This is a genomic window from Aquimarina algiphila (assembly GCF_947494415.1).
Lineage (GTDB): Bacteria > Bacteroidota > Bacteroidia > Flavobacteriales > Flavobacteriaceae > Aquimarina > Aquimarina algiphila.
On sequence record NZ_CANLVC010000010.1, the window covers coordinates 451,937 to 469,365 of the forward strand.

The following is a 17,429-nucleotide window of genomic DNA, read 5'->3' on the forward strand; positions in this document are numbered from 1 at the left end:
GTTTTCTTGAAAAGGAAGGTGTTGTCATGTAGTTTGTAGACCTTTTTGTCTGTATTTTTTTGGAGTAATACCTTCAATCTTTTTAAATGCTGCTGTAAAGTGCGTAGAGTTTTTATAACCTACCAATTCTGAAATTTCATAGATAGGTTTTTTACTATGGTTTAATAACTTTTTTGCTTTGGTCATTCTTAGTTGTAATGCATACTCAAAGATAGTAGTGGCAAAAACACGTTTAAACTCTTTCTTCAGCATAAAGTCATTAAGTCCAACTTTACGTGCTAATTCATGTACTGAGTATTGAATGGTGAGGTCAGAACTGATAATAAATTGAACTTCATATAGTTTTTTTATCAGATGATCTGTGTTGGATACTTCAGTTTTGGTACCCTTATCCATATCAAGATGTAGTGCTAGGAGCTCTAATACTTTTGATTCTAGAAATAGACGCTTTAATAATCCTTGTCTGGTATCGGTTAACAGTTCAGTAAGTATTTCTTGCGTTTTAGAACATAAAGGCTGAATAGAGTTTTGATCTATTTTATCTAACGCATATTTTTTACTGATTCCGTATGTCGAATTAAGTTTATGCTTTTGGATAAAATCAGGGTACATACGTATTTTGACTTCTTTAAAATATTTATTTTTGTGATATTGTATTGATCCAGACACTTGAGTGATATAAACAAGATAACTTTCCTGACTTTCATATATAAAGTCATGATTTTTCCCATCAATTCTGATAATTTGTTCACCGTCAATAAGATACGATAGTTCTAAAGCGTTGATACTACTTCTAGCATAAGTTTTAACATCCTTTTTTAAGGACACATCAAAAATTCCTATAAACAACCCATCAAAGTGATTATATTCAAAATATCCATCTCCAAATTCTGGAGAAAATTTAAATTTTCTAGAACGTACACCACAATGTTCTTGTGATTTAATAAGCTCGGTTACAGTTCGTAATGTGCATCTTTTTTGTTTCTCTAAATGTAATATTTTTGAACGCTCTTTATCGCGTCTTTTTTTATCCATAATGCGTCATTTTTCTCTTTCCCTAGACACTAATTTTGCATTAAATTTATTTAGATTAAATATAAATAACAAAGATAGTGAAATGAGAACGGATAAAACAAATCCTTATTTCAAAAAAGGAAACAAATCTTTTTTTAAGCGTAGATTTTGTTCTTGTCTTCACTTTTATATCAACAAAAATTACAATCAAAATGAAAAAAGTAAACTGGCTATTTGCAATAGCTTTTTTGTGTGCTTCTAACTTTATTTTAGCACAATCCGGAATCATCAATGGGAAAGTGATTTCGAATACAGGCAATATACTGGAAAATGTAAATGTAGCTTTAAAGAATACAAATCTAGGGGCCAAAACAATGGCAGATGGTACATTCGAAATTTCTAATGTACCTGTAGGAACATACACACTTACAATAAGTTTTATTGGATATACTTCAAAACAAATTTCGGTTACAGCTACCGAAGGTCAGACTAGTACTATGGGTGATATTGTTTTAAATAAATCTGTTCAGTCATTAGATGAAGTAATGGTTAATGGCGATAGAGTAAATAAATTTTCCAGAAAAGAGAGTATAGCAGTGTCAAAACTTCCTTTAGGAAATCTTGAAAATACTCAGGTGTATAATACAGTGAGTGCAGAATTAATAAAAGATCAGGTAGTGACAACTTTTGATGATGCATTAAATAATGTTGCTGGATTAGATAGATTATGGGAATCTACAGGTAGAGCTAATGATGGGGCAGGATACTTCGTTCTTAGAGGTTTTGAGGCTCAACCCAATTTTTCTAATGGCTTACCGGCACTTACAAATGGTAGTCCAGATCCAATCAACATAGACAAGATAGAAGTAATAAAAGGACCTTCGGGAACCTTATATGGAGGACCTTTAACTAACTATGGAGGGTTAATCAATATTTCGACCAAAAAGCCATATCAAGGTTTTGGAGGTGAAGTATCGTATACAACCGGAACCTATGGATTAAATAGAATAACGGCAGATATTAATACCAATCTTGATGAAGAAGGGAAATACTTATTTCGACTAACTAGTGCTTACGAGTACAGAGGAAGTTGGCAAGATGCTGGTTTTAAAAGATCTTTTTTTGTGGCACCTACATTATCATATCGAGCCAATGATAGATTGTCATTTTTGATAGTGGCAGAATATAAAAATGGAGAACAAACAAATCAACCGTTTATTTTTCTAAACAGAGCTACTCCATCAGCGGTTCTCAATGCAGATGATGTTGGTATTAATAGAGATAGATCTTTTACTAGTAATGATCTTACATTAAAAAATCCAACCTTCAATTTACAAGCTCAAATGAATTATAAAATTTCTGAGCATTGGAATTCTCAGACAGCGGTTTCTCGCGGAGTAACAAAATCAACAGGGTATTACTCTTTCTTATTTGATGTCGATGGTCAGTTTAACTTTGCACAATTCATTAAGCAAGAAAATTCGACTACAGAAACAACTAATATTCAGCAAAATTTCAGAGGTGATTTCACCCTAGGAGGTTTACGAAATAAAGTGTTGATTGGGGTTGATTACTTTAATCGTACTATAACGAATAATAGTGATACGAATTTTGTTACTATTGGGAGTTTTCGTTCTGATGGAACAGCTGGGCCTACTAATCTACCATTAAATCGTTCTTCTGTAGATGGAGCATTAGTAAATAATCCTATTAATAACATAAAAACCAAAGAACATGTATATGGATTTTATGCTTCAGATCAATTAGATATATTACCAGAAGAAAGTACTCAAAAACTTTCGGTTATGGCAAGTTTACGAGTAGATATTTTTGATAATGAAGGTGATCAATTTAATGAAGATGATGATTATGATCAAACTGCAGTATCTCCAAAGTTTGGATTGGTCTACCAGCCGATTAAAGATCAGGTGTCAATTTTTGGAAACTATCAAAACAGTTTTAGAAATGTAGCTCCTAATACTTCTGCTACTGGAGAATTAATAACTTTTGATCCAGAGCAAGGAAATCAATATGAATTTGGTGTGAAAACAGACCTATTTGATAAGAAACTTTCTGCAACGGCAAGTTATTATAATATAAAAGTTAAAGATAGAGTATTCCAAAATGTTATTTTGGACAATACAGGAACTCCTATAGGTTTTGAATTCGTTCAGGGAGGAGAAGTAGAAAGTAAAGGGTTCGAATTAGAGATTGTAGCGAATCCTGTTCCTGGGCTTAATATTATTGCCGGATACAGTCATAACGATAGTGAAATTTTAACATCTACAAATAATCCAGGACCATTTGATGAAGTAGGAAGAAGACCCGATAATGCAGGTCCTGAGGATTTAGCTAACCTATGGGCGAGTTATACATTCCAGGAATCATCTGCCTTAAAAGGTTTTGGATTAGGTGCAGGATTCAATTATGCAAGTGATAGAAAAACATTAGATAGTTCGATAACCGATACGTTTATTATTCCAAGTTATACCATAGTGAATACTTCATTATTCTATCAGAACAAAGATTATCGAGTGGCACTAAAACTTAATAATGCATTTGATAAGGAATATTTTAGAGGTTGGTCTACCCTAAATGCGCAACAACCAAGAAGCTTATTAGCTAGTGTCTCTTATAGATTTTAGATAAGATAATAAAAATGAAAAGAACACTTAAAATAGCATTGCTATTGTTATTGATCAGCACAAAATCTTTTGCACATTTCTTTTGGATAGAAACAAATACTAAAGGGACTATTAACAAAGAACATGAAGTACGAATCTATTTTGGAGAATTTGGAAGTAATGTCGTAGAAAAAACCAATGGCGAAGTTTTTCAAGATGCTAAACATTTTATAGTTTGGGTTATTGATCAAAAAGGCAATAAAACAGAACTGAAGACCACTGCAACCGAATCTTATTATACAGGTAAGTTTATACCAAAATTAGAGGGTACATATTCTATAATCCTTGATAATAAGAAATATAAAGTTCTGGATTATACTAAGTATGATTATGGAATCTTTAGACCTCAATACCATTCGATTACTAAGGTAGAGATAGGCAATAATATCGAACATAAAACGGCTGCTGTTAATCCAGAAAGCATTACAATAATTGATCTTTCTTCAGAAAAAGAAAAGGTAAAAATCCAAGTGCTCTTTAAAGAGCAACCTCTAGCAGAAGCAGAAGTTACTGTATTTATGAAAGATAATTGGTCAAAGAAGATAAATACCGATAAAAACGGAATGATAGTTTTTAACCTCCCATTTAAAACCAGGTATGTAATCGAAGCAACTCATGAGGACAAAGTACCAGGAAGTTATAATGGTTTGAAATATCAATTTACATGGCATTGTGCAGTCTTAACTGTCAATGAATCTTTTTAAAATTACCTATTACATTGTGAAAAACACGTTTAAAAAAACGATTCGATTTATCCATTTATGGCTAGGCCTTACTACAGGCCTAGTCGTATTTATTGTTTGTCTTACCGGATCTATTTATGCATTTCAAAAAGAAATTAAATTATTAGTATACCCATACTATCAAGTTGAGGAAAGTGCAAAAGGTAGATTAGCATTATCTGATCTTGTACATGCTTATCAAGAACAATCCGAGCATCAGGTATTGCGAATTTATGATTTTAAGGAACCATCTCGATCAACAATGCTACTCACTATAGAGAATAAAGCATATTATTATTCTTTCATTAATCCATATACCGGAGAAATATTAAATGAAGTATTTCTGGCAAGAGACTTCTTTACCATTATTCTTTATATTCATATGAATTTGTTGTTAGGAGAGATTGGCACTCAAATCATAGGTTGGTCTGTTATCGTGTTTATTATATCGCTAATTAGTGGTTTGATTCTTTGGTTTCCTAAGAATAACAGAGTTTTTAAAAATAAGAAAGGGAGAAAATCACAATTCGGGATAAAAATTAATGCTCCAAAAAAGAAATTTACTTATGATCTACATAAGGTTTTGGGATTTTATGCTGCTTCCATTTTAATAGTACTTGCAATAACGGGTATTGCATGGACATTTACCTGGGTTGATAATGCTTTGTATACAGCAGTTACTTTTGAGAAGAAAAAAGAAGAAAAACCTATTGCAATCGATAGCACTAATTTTAGAACAACATCGCTAGATGCATTAAAAGAGTATGTTCTACCGCAGAGAGAAGATAAAGATCTCTTTATTTATTTTTTACCTAATACAAACACCGAACCTGTTCGTGTGATGAGCTCTCCCGGAGATGATCGTTTTGGGAATAGCGATAATTATTATGCAGATCCCAGTTCTGGATCGATTATTTCTATCAAGTTCGATGAAGAAAAAAATGCAGGCCAGAAATTGAACAGTTTATATTATGATATACACACAGGAAGTTTATTAGGATTAGGGGGCAAAATATTAGTATTTCTGGCTGGACTTATAGGAGCATCATTACCTGTGACTGGAGTTATGCTTTATATGAATCGAAGAAAAAAAAGAAAAAAGAAAAAAAGAATTGTAACCGAAACAATTCAAAATGAAGAGATAATAGAACAAAAACATGAAGAAATGAAGAATAAAATAGCACTATTATGGTTATTTCTTGCAGTAGGTTTCATACTGCATCATATTTATGGATTAGCAGGTATTTATTTTGGTAAAGAACTAGCTATAGAAGGGGCTAATGGAGAAACCCCGGGATGGGCACACTATTACAGAATATTATTTGAAATTATTATCTTGATATTATCACTCGCTAGTCTTGAACTCACTAAAAAATGGTTTAAAATAACTTCTTTTGTATGGGCAATACTGCTTGGGTTATTTAATACGTATCACGTTGTTGAAGCGATTTTACATGAAGCTTCAAATACGTCAGAGATTATTCTTTTAGGATGGATGGTTGCGGTTAGTATACTGTTGATTTTGTCCCTTAACAAATGGAAAAAGATTAAAAATTAATGCATCGATAATATCAAGATAATAGTTCTGAGCCTATCGTTCGCGTAACCAATAGTGACAATTTTGATAGAAATGATTATCTTTTTGGGATGAAAACCAGAACAGGATATTCAGGAAAACCGTTATACCAAAAATTAGGAATCAAAGAAGATTATAAAGTTCTTTTTTATAATGAACCAGAAGCGTATTATCAATGGCTCGAAATACCATTTCAACCAACAAAAGTATCAGGAGAAGATTTGGCAGATATGATGCACATTTTTGCTAAGGATAAAGAAAAACTTAGAGAGTACCTTGTAAATGGTATTTCGCAAATACAACAAAATGGAATGATTTGGGTATCCTGGCCTAAAAAAACTTCAAAAGTAGAGACAAATATTACAGAAGACACCATTAGAGAAATAGCATTCCCTTTGGGACTTGTCGATATAAAGGTATGTAGTGTAAGTGCTGTTTGGTCAGGTCTGAAAATCGTTATCAGAAAAGAAAATAGAAGGATAGTTTAACTCGTTTGAGAATGATATCCTGAATCGTTTTCACAATATTAATATTGAGATAAGAGTTTATCTTTAGATAAAATAGAATGCTTTGTTTTTTAACAAAAAACAAATCTGTGATTTGATATGGCTTGTAACGGTTCATATTGAAAACCATCCCAAAGCAATATTATAGACTATATAATACAAAATAATATTAATCCTTATGGTTAATATTATTGTTAATGAAGTTTTTATATAGCATAGATTTTCAGGTAATTGTATTGAAAAATCAAAATAATTTTAAGGTATTTTCCTTAAGCTTTAGGGTGTTTTACCCTTGTCTTTCAGTTATTTAATTTTGTATATTTAGATAAGCTTAATGAAAGCAATTTCTATACTGTTTTCATCTAAAAATTGAATTGAATAATAAAACTTACCCCAATTAGACTGTTTCTTTTTGAAGCTTAGGAATTATATGATATATCAGGCTATTTAGGATATAAATGTAATTTCTTAGCAAGGAAAATAATTTTGATAATATCGGTTATTAGTAAAAGAAGGTTCTGATACAATTCATAGTTTAATAAACAGAGACTATTACTTAAGAATATTTATCATAAATGAGAGAACATAATTTAACTAAAAATTATGGCAACAAAATACATTTATAAAGATGAGATGAGTAGAATTTCTACTCCTGTATCAGATATGGAAACAATGATTCCCCCTTTGACTGGTTATAATGAAAAGGCTTGGGATAAAAAACATATTCACTATAAAGATTCACAGAAAATCACCTCTCTCCTCATTGATTCCGATATAAATGCATGTAATATTCTAGAGAACATGCTCAACTATCACTGTCCATATGTTACTATAACGGGAAAACTCAATAGTGTAGACCAAGCAAAGACATGGATTGATACGAAATCTTTGGATTTGGTATTTTTTGGCATAGGCACCGAACAGAAAAACGAATTTAGTGCATTGAAAAAAACAGGTAATACAAACTTTGAAGTCATTTATATTACCGAAAAAGAATATTTAAATGTAGCAACTTTACAACAAAATGTTTTTGGTTATTTACGTAAACCCATTCAAGAAATTCAATTATTGAATGTTGTAAAGGATGTACAACAAAAGATCATACAGCAAAAGGATAGGATAAAAAAAAGCAAAGAGTTATTAGAGAATACTTTTAGAATAGGATCTCAAAAAGATATCATTGGGATTCCAACATTAGAAGGTTATGAATTTTTGCCTATTGAGAATATTATTTGTTGTCAAGGTATGCAGAAGTGCACCAAACTTATTACAAATAACGAATCGAATTTGATTAGTTCTTATAATATTGGAGAGTTTGTAAAATTACTTCACCCTTTTGGTTTTTTCTCTACACATAAATCTTTTCTCATCAATCTATCAAAAATTAGGAAATACTATAAAGAAGGTTCTATTATTATGAATAGTGGGCACCATATACCTCTTGCTCGAAGAAGAAAAGAATTGTTTTTACAGAGTATTAAAAGAGATTTGAAGTTTCCTATTATTCCTCGGTAGTAAACGTTGCTTCCTAATTCTAAACCGATAGTCAGATCAGTGTTGTAAAACTGATAGAAATCATTCAATTTAGAGGTAGAATTATTTTAACCAACGTATTACATATGCTATAAATGCATTTCATAGAATAGAAAACAGATGTTATTCTATTGATAATTACTATGTAAAGTAAAGTGTAAAATAATTCTATACCCACCCCAGAAAGAGTTTTACAATAATACATGCAGTTCATAGCTATATTATGATTCGAACAATTTTACAATTATTAGTTAATCAATTAACCTCCTATATACTTCAAGTAAATGAAGATATAGAAGAACCTCCGGTAGTACTCGGAAATATAGGACTATCTAATGCTTTAGGAGGAAGTGAATCCTATATGCAGGATAAAATTGTTTTGAGTTTGGTAAATCTTATAGAAGAGACTACGATGAAAAACTCATCTCCATATCGTAGCGCATCTTTTCAGCCAGAAGTAGAAAACCCTCCTATTTTTGTTAATCTTTTTTTATTGTTTACATCGAATTTTACTAGTCCACAAGGAGCAGGAAGCAGTAGTCAAATTCCATATAATAATGGGATTACTTTATTGTCTACGGTAATTGAATTTTTTCAAAGTCAAAATATTTTTACAGCACAAAATTCTCCTGCTATGGATATTATTCAGAACCCATCGCTTCAGGATATACGAATTGCTGTTGACCTCTATCCTCTAACTTTTGAGCAAGTAAATCACTTATGGGGATCACTTGGTGGAAAACAAATGCCTTTTGTAATGTACAAAGCTCGTGTATTACCACTCAAAAGAGAAAAGATTACTGCACGAGGAGGCCTAATTCAAGATGTTCAAACCAAAATAAACCATATCCATGAGTAGCCTCTTTCAATATCGTCCTCTTTTTTCAGTTCAACTGCTTATAGATTATTATTTGACAGAAGAAGCTGGATTATATCAAAATACACCAGAGAATCTAATGGAAGATGTACTCGAAAATCAGGTGAATACATATAATATTGAGCGTGACCTCTATATAGAACCCATCGATACGACTAAAAAACTATTAAAGGATAACCGTTTAATTTTTAAAAGAAATAGTCGAGGTTTTTTTGTTTCAGGTCAAGTCAGTCCATTAGGAAGTGATTTGTTTACTCCCTTTATTCCATTGGATGAACCGTTTAGTTTACAGTTTGCTGTTTATATACAAAACCCTTATTTCTATAACTTTACAAATGTTCGATTAGAAAGTGATCTGGAAAACAAAGATCAATTCATATATTATTTTTCAAATAGAGTAAATAATGTAGTGAATAATGAAACTCTATATCTAAGCAGCCCCGTTTCAGATTTTAATGATTCCTACGCTTATGAAGCCAGCGAGATATTTATTGATGCTGATGCTCTTCCAAATCCGATTATGTTAGAAGCGATTGAGAATAATGGACCCGGGGCTTTCAATGCTGATAATTGGAGAGAAATATTTGAAGATATTAATCCACTATTTCAATTTGTAACCAATACAGATAGAATAGTATCCAAGCCATCTATATTTAAAATTAATGTAGAAAATGTAGCAGAAGAGATACTAGCCTTTTTTATCAACGATCACAACGGAAATTTAGTAAAAAGAATAAATTGTCGCACACCCGATACAGGAACGCCATTGATAGAATGTGAGTTGAATTTGAGAGAGTTAAATTCGGGGCGCTATCATTTAGAAGTGCAAGATATAATTGGAAACCCTTTGCCAGAGCTGTCGTTGACTTTTTTCATGGATGATAATATATATCGACAGCGTCCTTTTGCAATTATAGAATGTTTTCATGAGCCAGATGGTAGTTTGGGAGCATATAGATGGTTGGATCAGAATAATCAAAACCATTTGCTTTCCCCTGAATATACTATTAGATGGAAAAACCGGGCTACCTGGTGGAGATACTACTACGAAACAGCTCCCGATCTAACATCAAGTGTACTTGAAAACCTGGACCCCAATGTAAATTCACCTAATAACAGGATTTTAATTTCTACGAGTCCATTAGCGTTAACCCAAATAGGACGAGAAATACCGGTCATTTTAGGCAATGGAGATTCGCAATTATTTCCTAATCCCGATATACAAATGATTTATCCAGAAAATGGAAGAATATATTCAGAACTCAATATGGGAGGTGGTTTAGGCCCTCCTGAATAGGAAACGAGCATGTTTAATTAAAAAAAAAGTATTATGCAATACAAAACACCAGGTGTATATGTTGAAGAAATTTCAAAATTTCCACCATCTGTTGCTGAGGTAGCAACTGCAATTCCGGCATTTATTGGTTATACCCAAAAGGCGCAAAAATTAGTTCCAGGGGATTTGGATGGAGTTCCTACCAAGGTTCGTTCTTTACTCGAATATGAAGAACTTTTTGGATTTGGCCCTTCTATGCAAGTAACTGCTGTAAACATTGATGAAAATAATGTGTTAACTGGCAGTGACATGTCTAGAGCAAATTATTTATACGATAGCATACGTATGTTCTACGCTAATGGTGGAGGTAACTGTTATATCGTTTCCATTGGTTCGTACGAAGATCCTAATGAACAAGGAGCTTATACGGATGCACTAACGACACTCGAAAAATATGATGAACCCACTTTAATTTTATTTCCAGATGCCATAGGATTAGGAACTAATTTATATAATGTTCAAAGAGATGCAATAGCACATTGCGCCAAAATGCAAGACCGTTTTACTGTTCTTGATTTGATAGAAAACAGGGATGATGATATTGCTTTTGATTGGGAAACCGGCGTTCAGGAGTTTAGAGACAATATAGGAATTAATGACCTTAAATATGCCGCTGCCTATACTCCTCATCTTATAAGCAACTTAGGGATCACCCTAAATTATAGAGATATTAGAGATCGTGTATTTCGAGGCGGTATACTTGTAGATTTGGCTACGCTAACAGATAGTATAGATGCACAAACGATTTTAACGAATCTCAATAGTGCTATAGATGATAATGATCGAATAACAGGCGAAGTATCCTCATTAGGAGCAAATGGAGTTAGAGAAGAATTTCTTTCATTGGTAGATACCTTTCGTAATACAAATAATGAAGGTACCGCTACTACCAATTTTAGAGCAGTAATAGATTATATATATAGTATAGTGGTAACTATCGATGGGTGGGTTCCAGCAACAAATAATACAGAACTAAGTAATGCAGATTTAATTGCAGATACAATCAATTTAATAAACGATAGTTTAGGTACTTCTGTTTTAAGTTTAGTAGCATTTGATAAAGGAGCAAACTCAGAACTTACAGCTGCTTACAATAGGTTTGATACCGAATTTACTTTTAATGCTACCGAATGGGGAGATACTTTTAATGTAGCAAACCCACCAGGTCCGGCACCCAATACTATGCCATTTACTGGTGTTAGCGATCCCGAAAGAAGGTTGAATTCACTATCTACATTACTTGATTTGTTTGAACAAATCTATACGGCTTTTGCTTCACTAACCACTGCTTCCAGAAATTATGAAAGTGAAGGCGAAGAGGCTCTTTTTAATACACATGTCGTATATCGTTCTCTTATTACAGAGCTTCGTAATTCTACCACAATATTACCGCCAAGTGGTGCTATGGTAGGGATTTATGCAAAAACAGACAGTGATCGTGGAGTTTTTAAAGCTCCCGCAAATGTAAGTGTTAACGGTACTATTGGGCTTAGTTATGCGATAGATCAACCAGAACAAGATGAGCTTAATGTCAATACTGTATCAGGAAAATCTATTAATGCGATTCGCACGTTTACTGGCAAAGGAATTTTGGTATGGGGATCACGAACCCTGGCAGGTAATGATAATGAATGGAGATATGTACCAGTACGCAGGTTTTTCATTTTTGCCGAAGAATCCATCAAAAAAGCAACAGAACCTTTTGTTTTTGAACCAAATGATGCAAATACATGGACCAAGATCAAGTCAATGATCTCAAATTTCTTAACACTTCAATGGCGTGCAGGAGCATTAGCAGGAGCTAACCCTGATCAAGCCTTTTTTGTGAAAATTGGGTTGGGAGAAACCATGACAGCATTAGACATTCTTGAAGGTAGAATGATTGTAGAAATAGGAATGGCAGTAGTGCGCCCTGCAGAGTTTATCATCTTGAAATTCTCTCATAAAATGCAAGAAGCGTAATTAAGTTAATCTTTTCAAATTTTTTTAAAACTAAAATAAATATATCATGGCAGATTATCCATTACCAAAGTTTCACTTCCAGGTAGAATGGGGTGCAGGAGGAAATACAGACGAACCTGATTTAAGGTTTACAGAAGTTTCAGGTTTAGATAAAGAAATCGAAATGATCGAGTATCGAGATGGCTTTAATCCACAGTATAGCAAAGTAAAAATGCCAGGCATGGTAAAATATAGTAATGTGACCCTAAAAAGAGGAATGTTTAAAGGATTGGGGTCTTTTGGAGATTGGTATAAAACCATTGTAATGAATAAGGTGGAGAGACGAACAGTAACCATCAAATTACTCAATGAAGAACACCAACCTGTCGTAACATGGCAATTAGATAACGCATGGCCGGTAAAAATACAATCTACAGACCTTAAAGGAGATGGTAATGAAGTAGCTATTGAAACTATGGAATTGGCTCATGAAGGTTTAACAACTGAATTCTTGTAGCCATGGATACTTTTTATCCGCCTGTCGGATTTCATTTTAAAGTAGAATTCCAGGATCTGGATAAAGAAGATATTGATGTCAGATTTCAGGCAGTCAATGGCCTTACTGTAGATATGCAAACACAATCGGTGAAAGAAGGAGGAGAGCATCGTTTTGAGCATGTACTACCTATACGTACCAAATACACCAACCTTACTCTAAAGAGAGGATTGACCAAAAATTCTAAGTTGATAGAGTGGTGTACAGATGCGTTTAAGACACTATTAATTTATCCAAAAGATGTGTTGGTATACCTGCTTAATGAAGAGCATGAACCTTTAATGACCTGGAACATTGTACAGGCATGGCCAAAAAAGTGGTCGGTATCAGATTTTAATGCCGAAAAAGGAGGATTAGTCATCGAAACACTCGAATTAGAATATCAATATTTTACAATAGAACAGTAATGCCACTTCAGATAAAAGAATTGTATGTAAAGGTAACTGTGAGCGCCAATGAAGAACAGGGTAGTCCCGAACAAGGTGCAAATACTACTACCCAAAGTAGTAGTGATTCGGCAATGAATAAAGATGAAATCATTGCAGAATGTGTTGAACAGGTAATTGAAATATTAAAAGAAAAAATGGAACCCTAATGGATGGAAATCTTCAGAAATTAAAGATTACAGCTTATAAAGAAGCAACATTTGAGGAATCTGAGAAAATCTCGGAAGGGGAATTCATGGTAAGGATAAACCCAGAAACGTATGCTCTTGATTATAAGATTAAGTATAGTGATGACCAGGCATCAGGTACTAGTGGTGATTTACCAAAGTTTGATAAAACCGAACCTTTAAGTCTGGGATTTAAATTCATTTTTGATAGCACAGGAGCATTACCTGGTACAACCGATGAAGAAAGAGAAAAAGGAATAGCCTCTCAAATTGCACAGTTTAAAAAAGTAGTGTTTGATTATGTAGGAGAGAAACATGCACCACCATTTCTAGAAATTATTTGGGGTGACTTGTTATCTAGGTGTGTTCTTACCGGGATGAAAATCAATTATAAATTATTTCGTCCAGATGGTAAACCGGTAAGAGCCGAAGTTGATGCTAAGTTTAAAGAGTTGGTAGAACCCAATGAACGAATAGCTCAAGAGAATGATCAATCTCCCGATCTTACCCATATTCGAAGTGTAAAAGAAGGAGACACACTCCCTCTGTTTTGTAAAGATATCTATGGAGATCCTAAGTACTACATTGAAGTTGCGAGAGTGAATAAACTCATCTCTTTTCGTAACCTTAAAGTAGGTCAAAAAATAATTTTTCCACCATTAGTAAAAATATAATTCATGAATAACGATCGTCTTATACCTGTTAACGGAACACCTAGTGTGGTTACTTCGATTATTCGAATAAATGGTAACGATATTCCGAGAACCTATCAGGTATTAACAGTGATGGTGGTCAAAGAAGTGAATCGTATATCGTTTGCTAAAATGGTGATAAAAGACGGAGATCCAGCTCAAGAAGACTTTCCCGGTAGTAATGATGAATTATTTATTCCAGGAAATGAAATTGAAGTATTAGTTGGGTATCAGGCTAACGAAGATGTAATTTTTAAAGGTGTTATTGTAAAACAAGGTATAAAAATCAGGCAAAATGGATCATCTACACTCAAGTTAGATTGTAGAGATATGGTGTTTAAAACGACACTGACTCCTCAAAATAGATATTTTAATGAGGTTAAAGATTCTGATGCTATAGAAGAAATTTTAGGAGAATATGATTTTAGTACCGATATCGCATCTTCAGAAGTTACACATCAAGAATTGGTACAGTATGAAATGACCGATTGGAAATTTATTTTGTCAAGATCAGAAATCAATGGATTGCTTTGCCTTGTTGATGATGGAACCTTATCAATCCAAAAACCAAACTTTGATCAGGATCCTGTATTAACAGCTACATATGGTGCTACAATACTCGAATTTGATGGCGAGATAGATGCACGTCAGCAGTTTGCGAAGGTGAAAGCCAGTAGTTGGGACCATACCAATCAGGAACTCCTTGAAGTCGATGCAGTAGAACCAGGAATTGAAGAGGGAGGTAACCTCACATCTACGGATTTGGCTTCTACAGGAGATGACCAGGAACTTGTATTGAGGCATAGTGGACATTTAGCTGAAGATGAATTACAAACATGGGCAGATGCTCAATTGTTAAACATTCGATTATCTAAAATAAAAGGACGTGTTAAGTTTCAGGGATCACCTAATGTAAAACCAAATACACTCATTACTCTAAAAGGATTAGGGGATCGGTTTAATGGTCCTGCGTTTGTATCGGGTATTCGTCATGAAATACAAGCAGGAACCTGGCATACCGATGTACAGTTTGGACTTCCCGAAAAATGGATACTTGGGAATATTGAAACACCGGCAGCATCAAATTATGACCTACATCAAAGCATTACAGGGTTACAAGTAGGCGTAGTAACACAACTACAAGATGATCCCGATGGAGAACATCGAATTTTAGTGAAACTACCGATTATAAGTAATGATGCAGAGGGTGTTTGGGCGAGAATAGCAACACTAGATGCAGGAGAAAATCGCGGTACATTTTTCTTACCCGAAATTGGAGATGAGGTAATCATTGGATTTCTAAATAATGATTCCCGTGACCCTATTGTTCTTGGGATGCTTCATAGCAGTACAAAAGCAGCTCCATTCGAAGCAGCAGATGATAATTTCGAAAAAGGATATGTTTCAAAAGAAGGTATCAAGCTTGTATTCGACGATGAGAAAAAGAGTGTGAGTATTGAGACCCCGGCAGGAAAAAAAATACTGCTCGATGAAGATGAAGGAGCTATAAAATTAGAAGATGAGAATAATAACAAATTTATTATGGATAGTGATGGAATCGTGATTGAAAGTGGTGGAAAACTAGAACTTAAATCTAGTCAGGACCTAAAGATAGAGGGAGGAATAAACTTGGAATTAAAAGCAGGCGCAAATTTTAAAGCCGAGGGAAGTGCCGGAGCAGAAGTAAGTACTAGTGCAGTAGCAGTGTTAAAGGGATCACTAGTACAAATAAATTAACGATATGGGACAACCAGCTGCCAGAATCAATGATATGCATGTTTGTCCATTATCTAATGGACCAGTTCCTCATGTAGGCGGACCTATTTTACCAGCTGGAGAACCAACAGTTCTTATTGGAGGAATGCCGGCAGCAAGGGTAGGAGATATGGCAACATGTACTGGCCCACCTGATACGATTATTCTTGGTTCAAGCACGGTACTTATAGGTGGTATGCCTGCAGCAAGATTAGGAGATTCAACCGCACATGGTGGTAGTATTATTTTAGGAGAGTTTACTGTTTTAATAGGTTGATTATAAAAGATAGAATAGAATAAGATTTAAAAAATAAGTTATGCCCATTGTAGAAAGATCACAACTAAGAGGTTATTTTGGAGTTGGTGACAGACCGACTTCAGGACAGTTTAGAGACCTTATCGATTCCATGTTTAATTTGGCCGAAGATGAATTTCCTTCAATCCAAACACAAGGTTGGACAACCAATATTATTCTCGATGAAGATTTTGATATAGATGTAGATAGAGGTGTAATTGATGCGCTTGATGTTATTTTGATACCAGCAGGTTCAAATCAGTTGAATACAATTCGAACAGTTTTTGAAGTAAGTTCTGGACGAACAGGAGATGCTATTGTAACTTTTTTCATGATGTATGTATCTGATAATCTTAATGAAGATTATGAAGCATTTCCACTTTATGGGGAAACTTTGTTTAACCACATGGTACTTTCTGAAGAAACGATCACCATTCCTAATAGTTCTGAAACCACTATTGTAGATGAATATATAAGAGTTGACCTTCCTCTTGAGTATGAAAATATGAGAGTAGCTGCATTTGGTGTGCAAATGGAGAATGTAAATACGGATTTTTTAAGCACCATATTTGTCGGCTATGAATATAGCTGATTAACAATTCGTATTAAATGAAGAGATAATCCTTAATAGTTTTATTAGAAGATCATGAAAAAAATAGTTGAAATATCATCGGGCAATACTGCTCTAAAGTTAGTGCAAAAGGGCAATAAAAAAATAACTTTTATCAAAGTATATGATAGCAACCAAAAACTAATTCGTCAATCACATTCCTCAGTAAAAAAATATCAATTCTCTGCTTCGCCGGGAAAATATATTGTTGAAACTGATGGTGATCTGGAACTTATAGAGCAAACTCTTAAAGATGCACAACAAGAATCAAGAAGAGTTTATAGAAATGCAGATATTAATTTTCGTAATAATGTGCTTACTCTTAAAGAAATTCCTTTTAGACAAGTAGATGATTTGGTAGGTTTTATTGAAAATACTTTCGAAAACAAGAAGGAAATACTTCAATACCTGGAAAGATATTCTGAGAAACTATTCCTAAAAACAAGAAAAAAAATGTTTTCAGATTCTAAAACAATTCAAGCACTAACAGGAATGGCTACTCAAGCAGAAGAAGCACGAGTAAAAAAACAGCTAAAAGAATTTATAAAGAGTGAAGAAGAAGTAAGTAAGGGATTAAAAAAAGCGAAAAATACCAAGGAGATGTTAGCTATAGTTTCTCAATTCTCGGAATTAGATTTTAAAGAAGAAAAAAAGGTACAAGTTCGTAGGCAGAAAACAACGAGAAGGAGAGCGGGTAACGATAAAAATTAAGGAGTATA

Annotated in this window: 17 protein-coding genes; 16 read left to right on the forward strand and 1 reads right to left on the reverse strand. The window is 33.6% G+C overall.

Translation table 11 applies throughout. From position 1 onward, the window contains the following. Window positions 1-24: 24 nt before the first annotated feature. Window positions 25-1,035, reverse strand: a complete 1,011-nt coding sequence (locus PQF96_RS25560) for a helix-turn-helix transcriptional regulator (protein WP_271769628.1) — start codon at window positions 1,033-1,035, stop codon at window positions 25-27. A 191-nt stretch (window positions 1,036-1,226) separates the two neighbouring features. On the opposite strand from PQF96_RS25560, the gene PQF96_RS25565 reads away from it, so the two are divergent. From PQF96_RS25565 to PQF96_RS25640, 16 genes are all read left to right on the forward strand, one after another. Then, window positions 1,227-3,659, forward strand: coding sequence for a TonB-dependent receptor (locus PQF96_RS25565; RefSeq protein WP_271769631.1), 2,433 nt, complete (start codon window positions 1,227-1,229; stop codon window positions 3,657-3,659). Between the two features lie 14 nt (window positions 3,660-3,673). After that, on the forward strand, window positions 3,674-4,402 hold the full coding sequence (locus tag PQF96_RS25570) for a DUF4198 domain-containing protein (protein WP_109433921.1): 729 nt from the start codon (window positions 3,674-3,676) through the stop codon (window positions 4,400-4,402). A 16-nt stretch (window positions 4,403-4,418) separates the two neighbouring features. Next, complete coding sequence (locus PQF96_RS25575; RefSeq protein WP_271769634.1) at window positions 4,419-5,978, forward strand: PepSY-associated TM helix domain-containing protein; 1,560 nt, start codon at window positions 4,419-4,421, stop codon at window positions 5,976-5,978. 89 nt (window positions 5,979-6,067) lie between these two features. After that, the gene (locus PQF96_RS25580) at window positions 6,068-6,484 is read left to right on the forward strand and encodes a DUF3052 family protein (RefSeq protein ID WP_271769637.1); all 417 of its coding nucleotides are present in this window, start codon (window positions 6,068-6,070) and stop codon (window positions 6,482-6,484) included. A gap of 621 nt (window positions 6,485-7,105) precedes the next feature. Then, the gene (locus PQF96_RS25585) at window positions 7,106-8,017 is read left to right on the forward strand and encodes a LytR/AlgR family response regulator transcription factor (RefSeq protein ID WP_109433918.1); all 912 of its coding nucleotides are present in this window, start codon (window positions 7,106-7,108) and stop codon (window positions 8,015-8,017) included. 241 nt (window positions 8,018-8,258) lie between these two features. Beyond that, window positions 8,259-8,894: a DUF4255 domain-containing protein gene (locus tag PQF96_RS25590; RefSeq protein WP_109433917.1), complete on the forward strand. Its 636-nt coding sequence runs from the start codon at window positions 8,259-8,261 to the stop codon at window positions 8,892-8,894. Next, window positions 8,887-10,209, forward strand: coding sequence for a hypothetical protein (locus PQF96_RS25595; RefSeq protein WP_271769640.1), 1,323 nt, complete (start codon window positions 8,887-8,889; stop codon window positions 10,207-10,209). The genes PQF96_RS25590 and PQF96_RS25595 overlap by 8 nt, the downstream gene beginning before the upstream one ends. A gap of 33 nt (window positions 10,210-10,242) precedes the next feature. Then, entirely contained in the window at window positions 10,243-12,210 is a 1,968-nt protein-coding gene (locus PQF96_RS25600) for a phage tail sheath family protein (RefSeq protein ID WP_271769642.1), read from the forward strand. 46 nt (window positions 12,211-12,256) lie between these two features. Next, a complete protein-coding gene (locus PQF96_RS25605; RefSeq protein WP_271769643.1) occupies window positions 12,257-12,706 on the forward strand; it encodes a phage tail protein in 450 nt (149 codons plus the stop codon). A gap of 2 nt (window positions 12,707-12,708) precedes the next feature. Further along, window positions 12,709-13,152 (forward strand): phage tail protein, encoded by a 444-nt coding sequence (locus PQF96_RS25610; RefSeq protein WP_271769645.1) that lies wholly within the window; start codon window positions 12,709-12,711, stop codon window positions 13,150-13,152. Continuing rightward, complete coding sequence (locus PQF96_RS25615; protein WP_271769647.1) at window positions 13,152-13,340, forward strand: DUF5908 family protein; 189 nt, start codon at window positions 13,152-13,154, stop codon at window positions 13,338-13,340. Before PQF96_RS25610 ends, PQF96_RS25615 begins: the two co-directional genes overlap by 1 nt. Next, on the forward strand, window positions 13,340-14,032 hold the full coding sequence (locus PQF96_RS25620; RefSeq protein WP_143915690.1) for a CIS tube protein: 693 nt from the start codon (window positions 13,340-13,342) through the stop codon (window positions 14,030-14,032). The genes PQF96_RS25615 and PQF96_RS25620 overlap by 1 nt, the downstream gene beginning before the upstream one ends. 3 nt (window positions 14,033-14,035) lie before the next feature. After that, window positions 14,036-15,787 carry a type VI secretion system tip protein VgrG gene (vgrG, locus tag PQF96_RS25625; protein ID WP_109433910.1) on the forward strand — a complete coding sequence of 584 codons (1,752 nt, stop codon included), beginning with the start codon at window positions 14,036-14,038 and terminating at the stop codon, window positions 15,785-15,787. A gap of 4 nt (window positions 15,788-15,791) precedes the next feature. Next, complete coding sequence (locus tag PQF96_RS25630) at window positions 15,792-16,082, forward strand: PAAR domain-containing protein (protein ID WP_109433909.1); 291 nt, start codon at window positions 15,792-15,794, stop codon at window positions 16,080-16,082. Window positions 16,083-16,122: 40 nt separating this feature from the next. Continuing rightward, window positions 16,123-16,692, forward strand: a complete 570-nt coding sequence (locus PQF96_RS25635; RefSeq protein WP_109433908.1) for a hypothetical protein — start codon at window positions 16,123-16,125, stop codon at window positions 16,690-16,692. Between the two features lie 54 nt (window positions 16,693-16,746). Continuing rightward, window positions 16,747-17,421, forward strand: coding sequence for a hypothetical protein (locus PQF96_RS25640; protein ID WP_271769649.1), 675 nt, complete (start codon window positions 16,747-16,749; stop codon window positions 17,419-17,421). Window positions 17,422-17,429 lie beyond the last annotated feature (8 nt).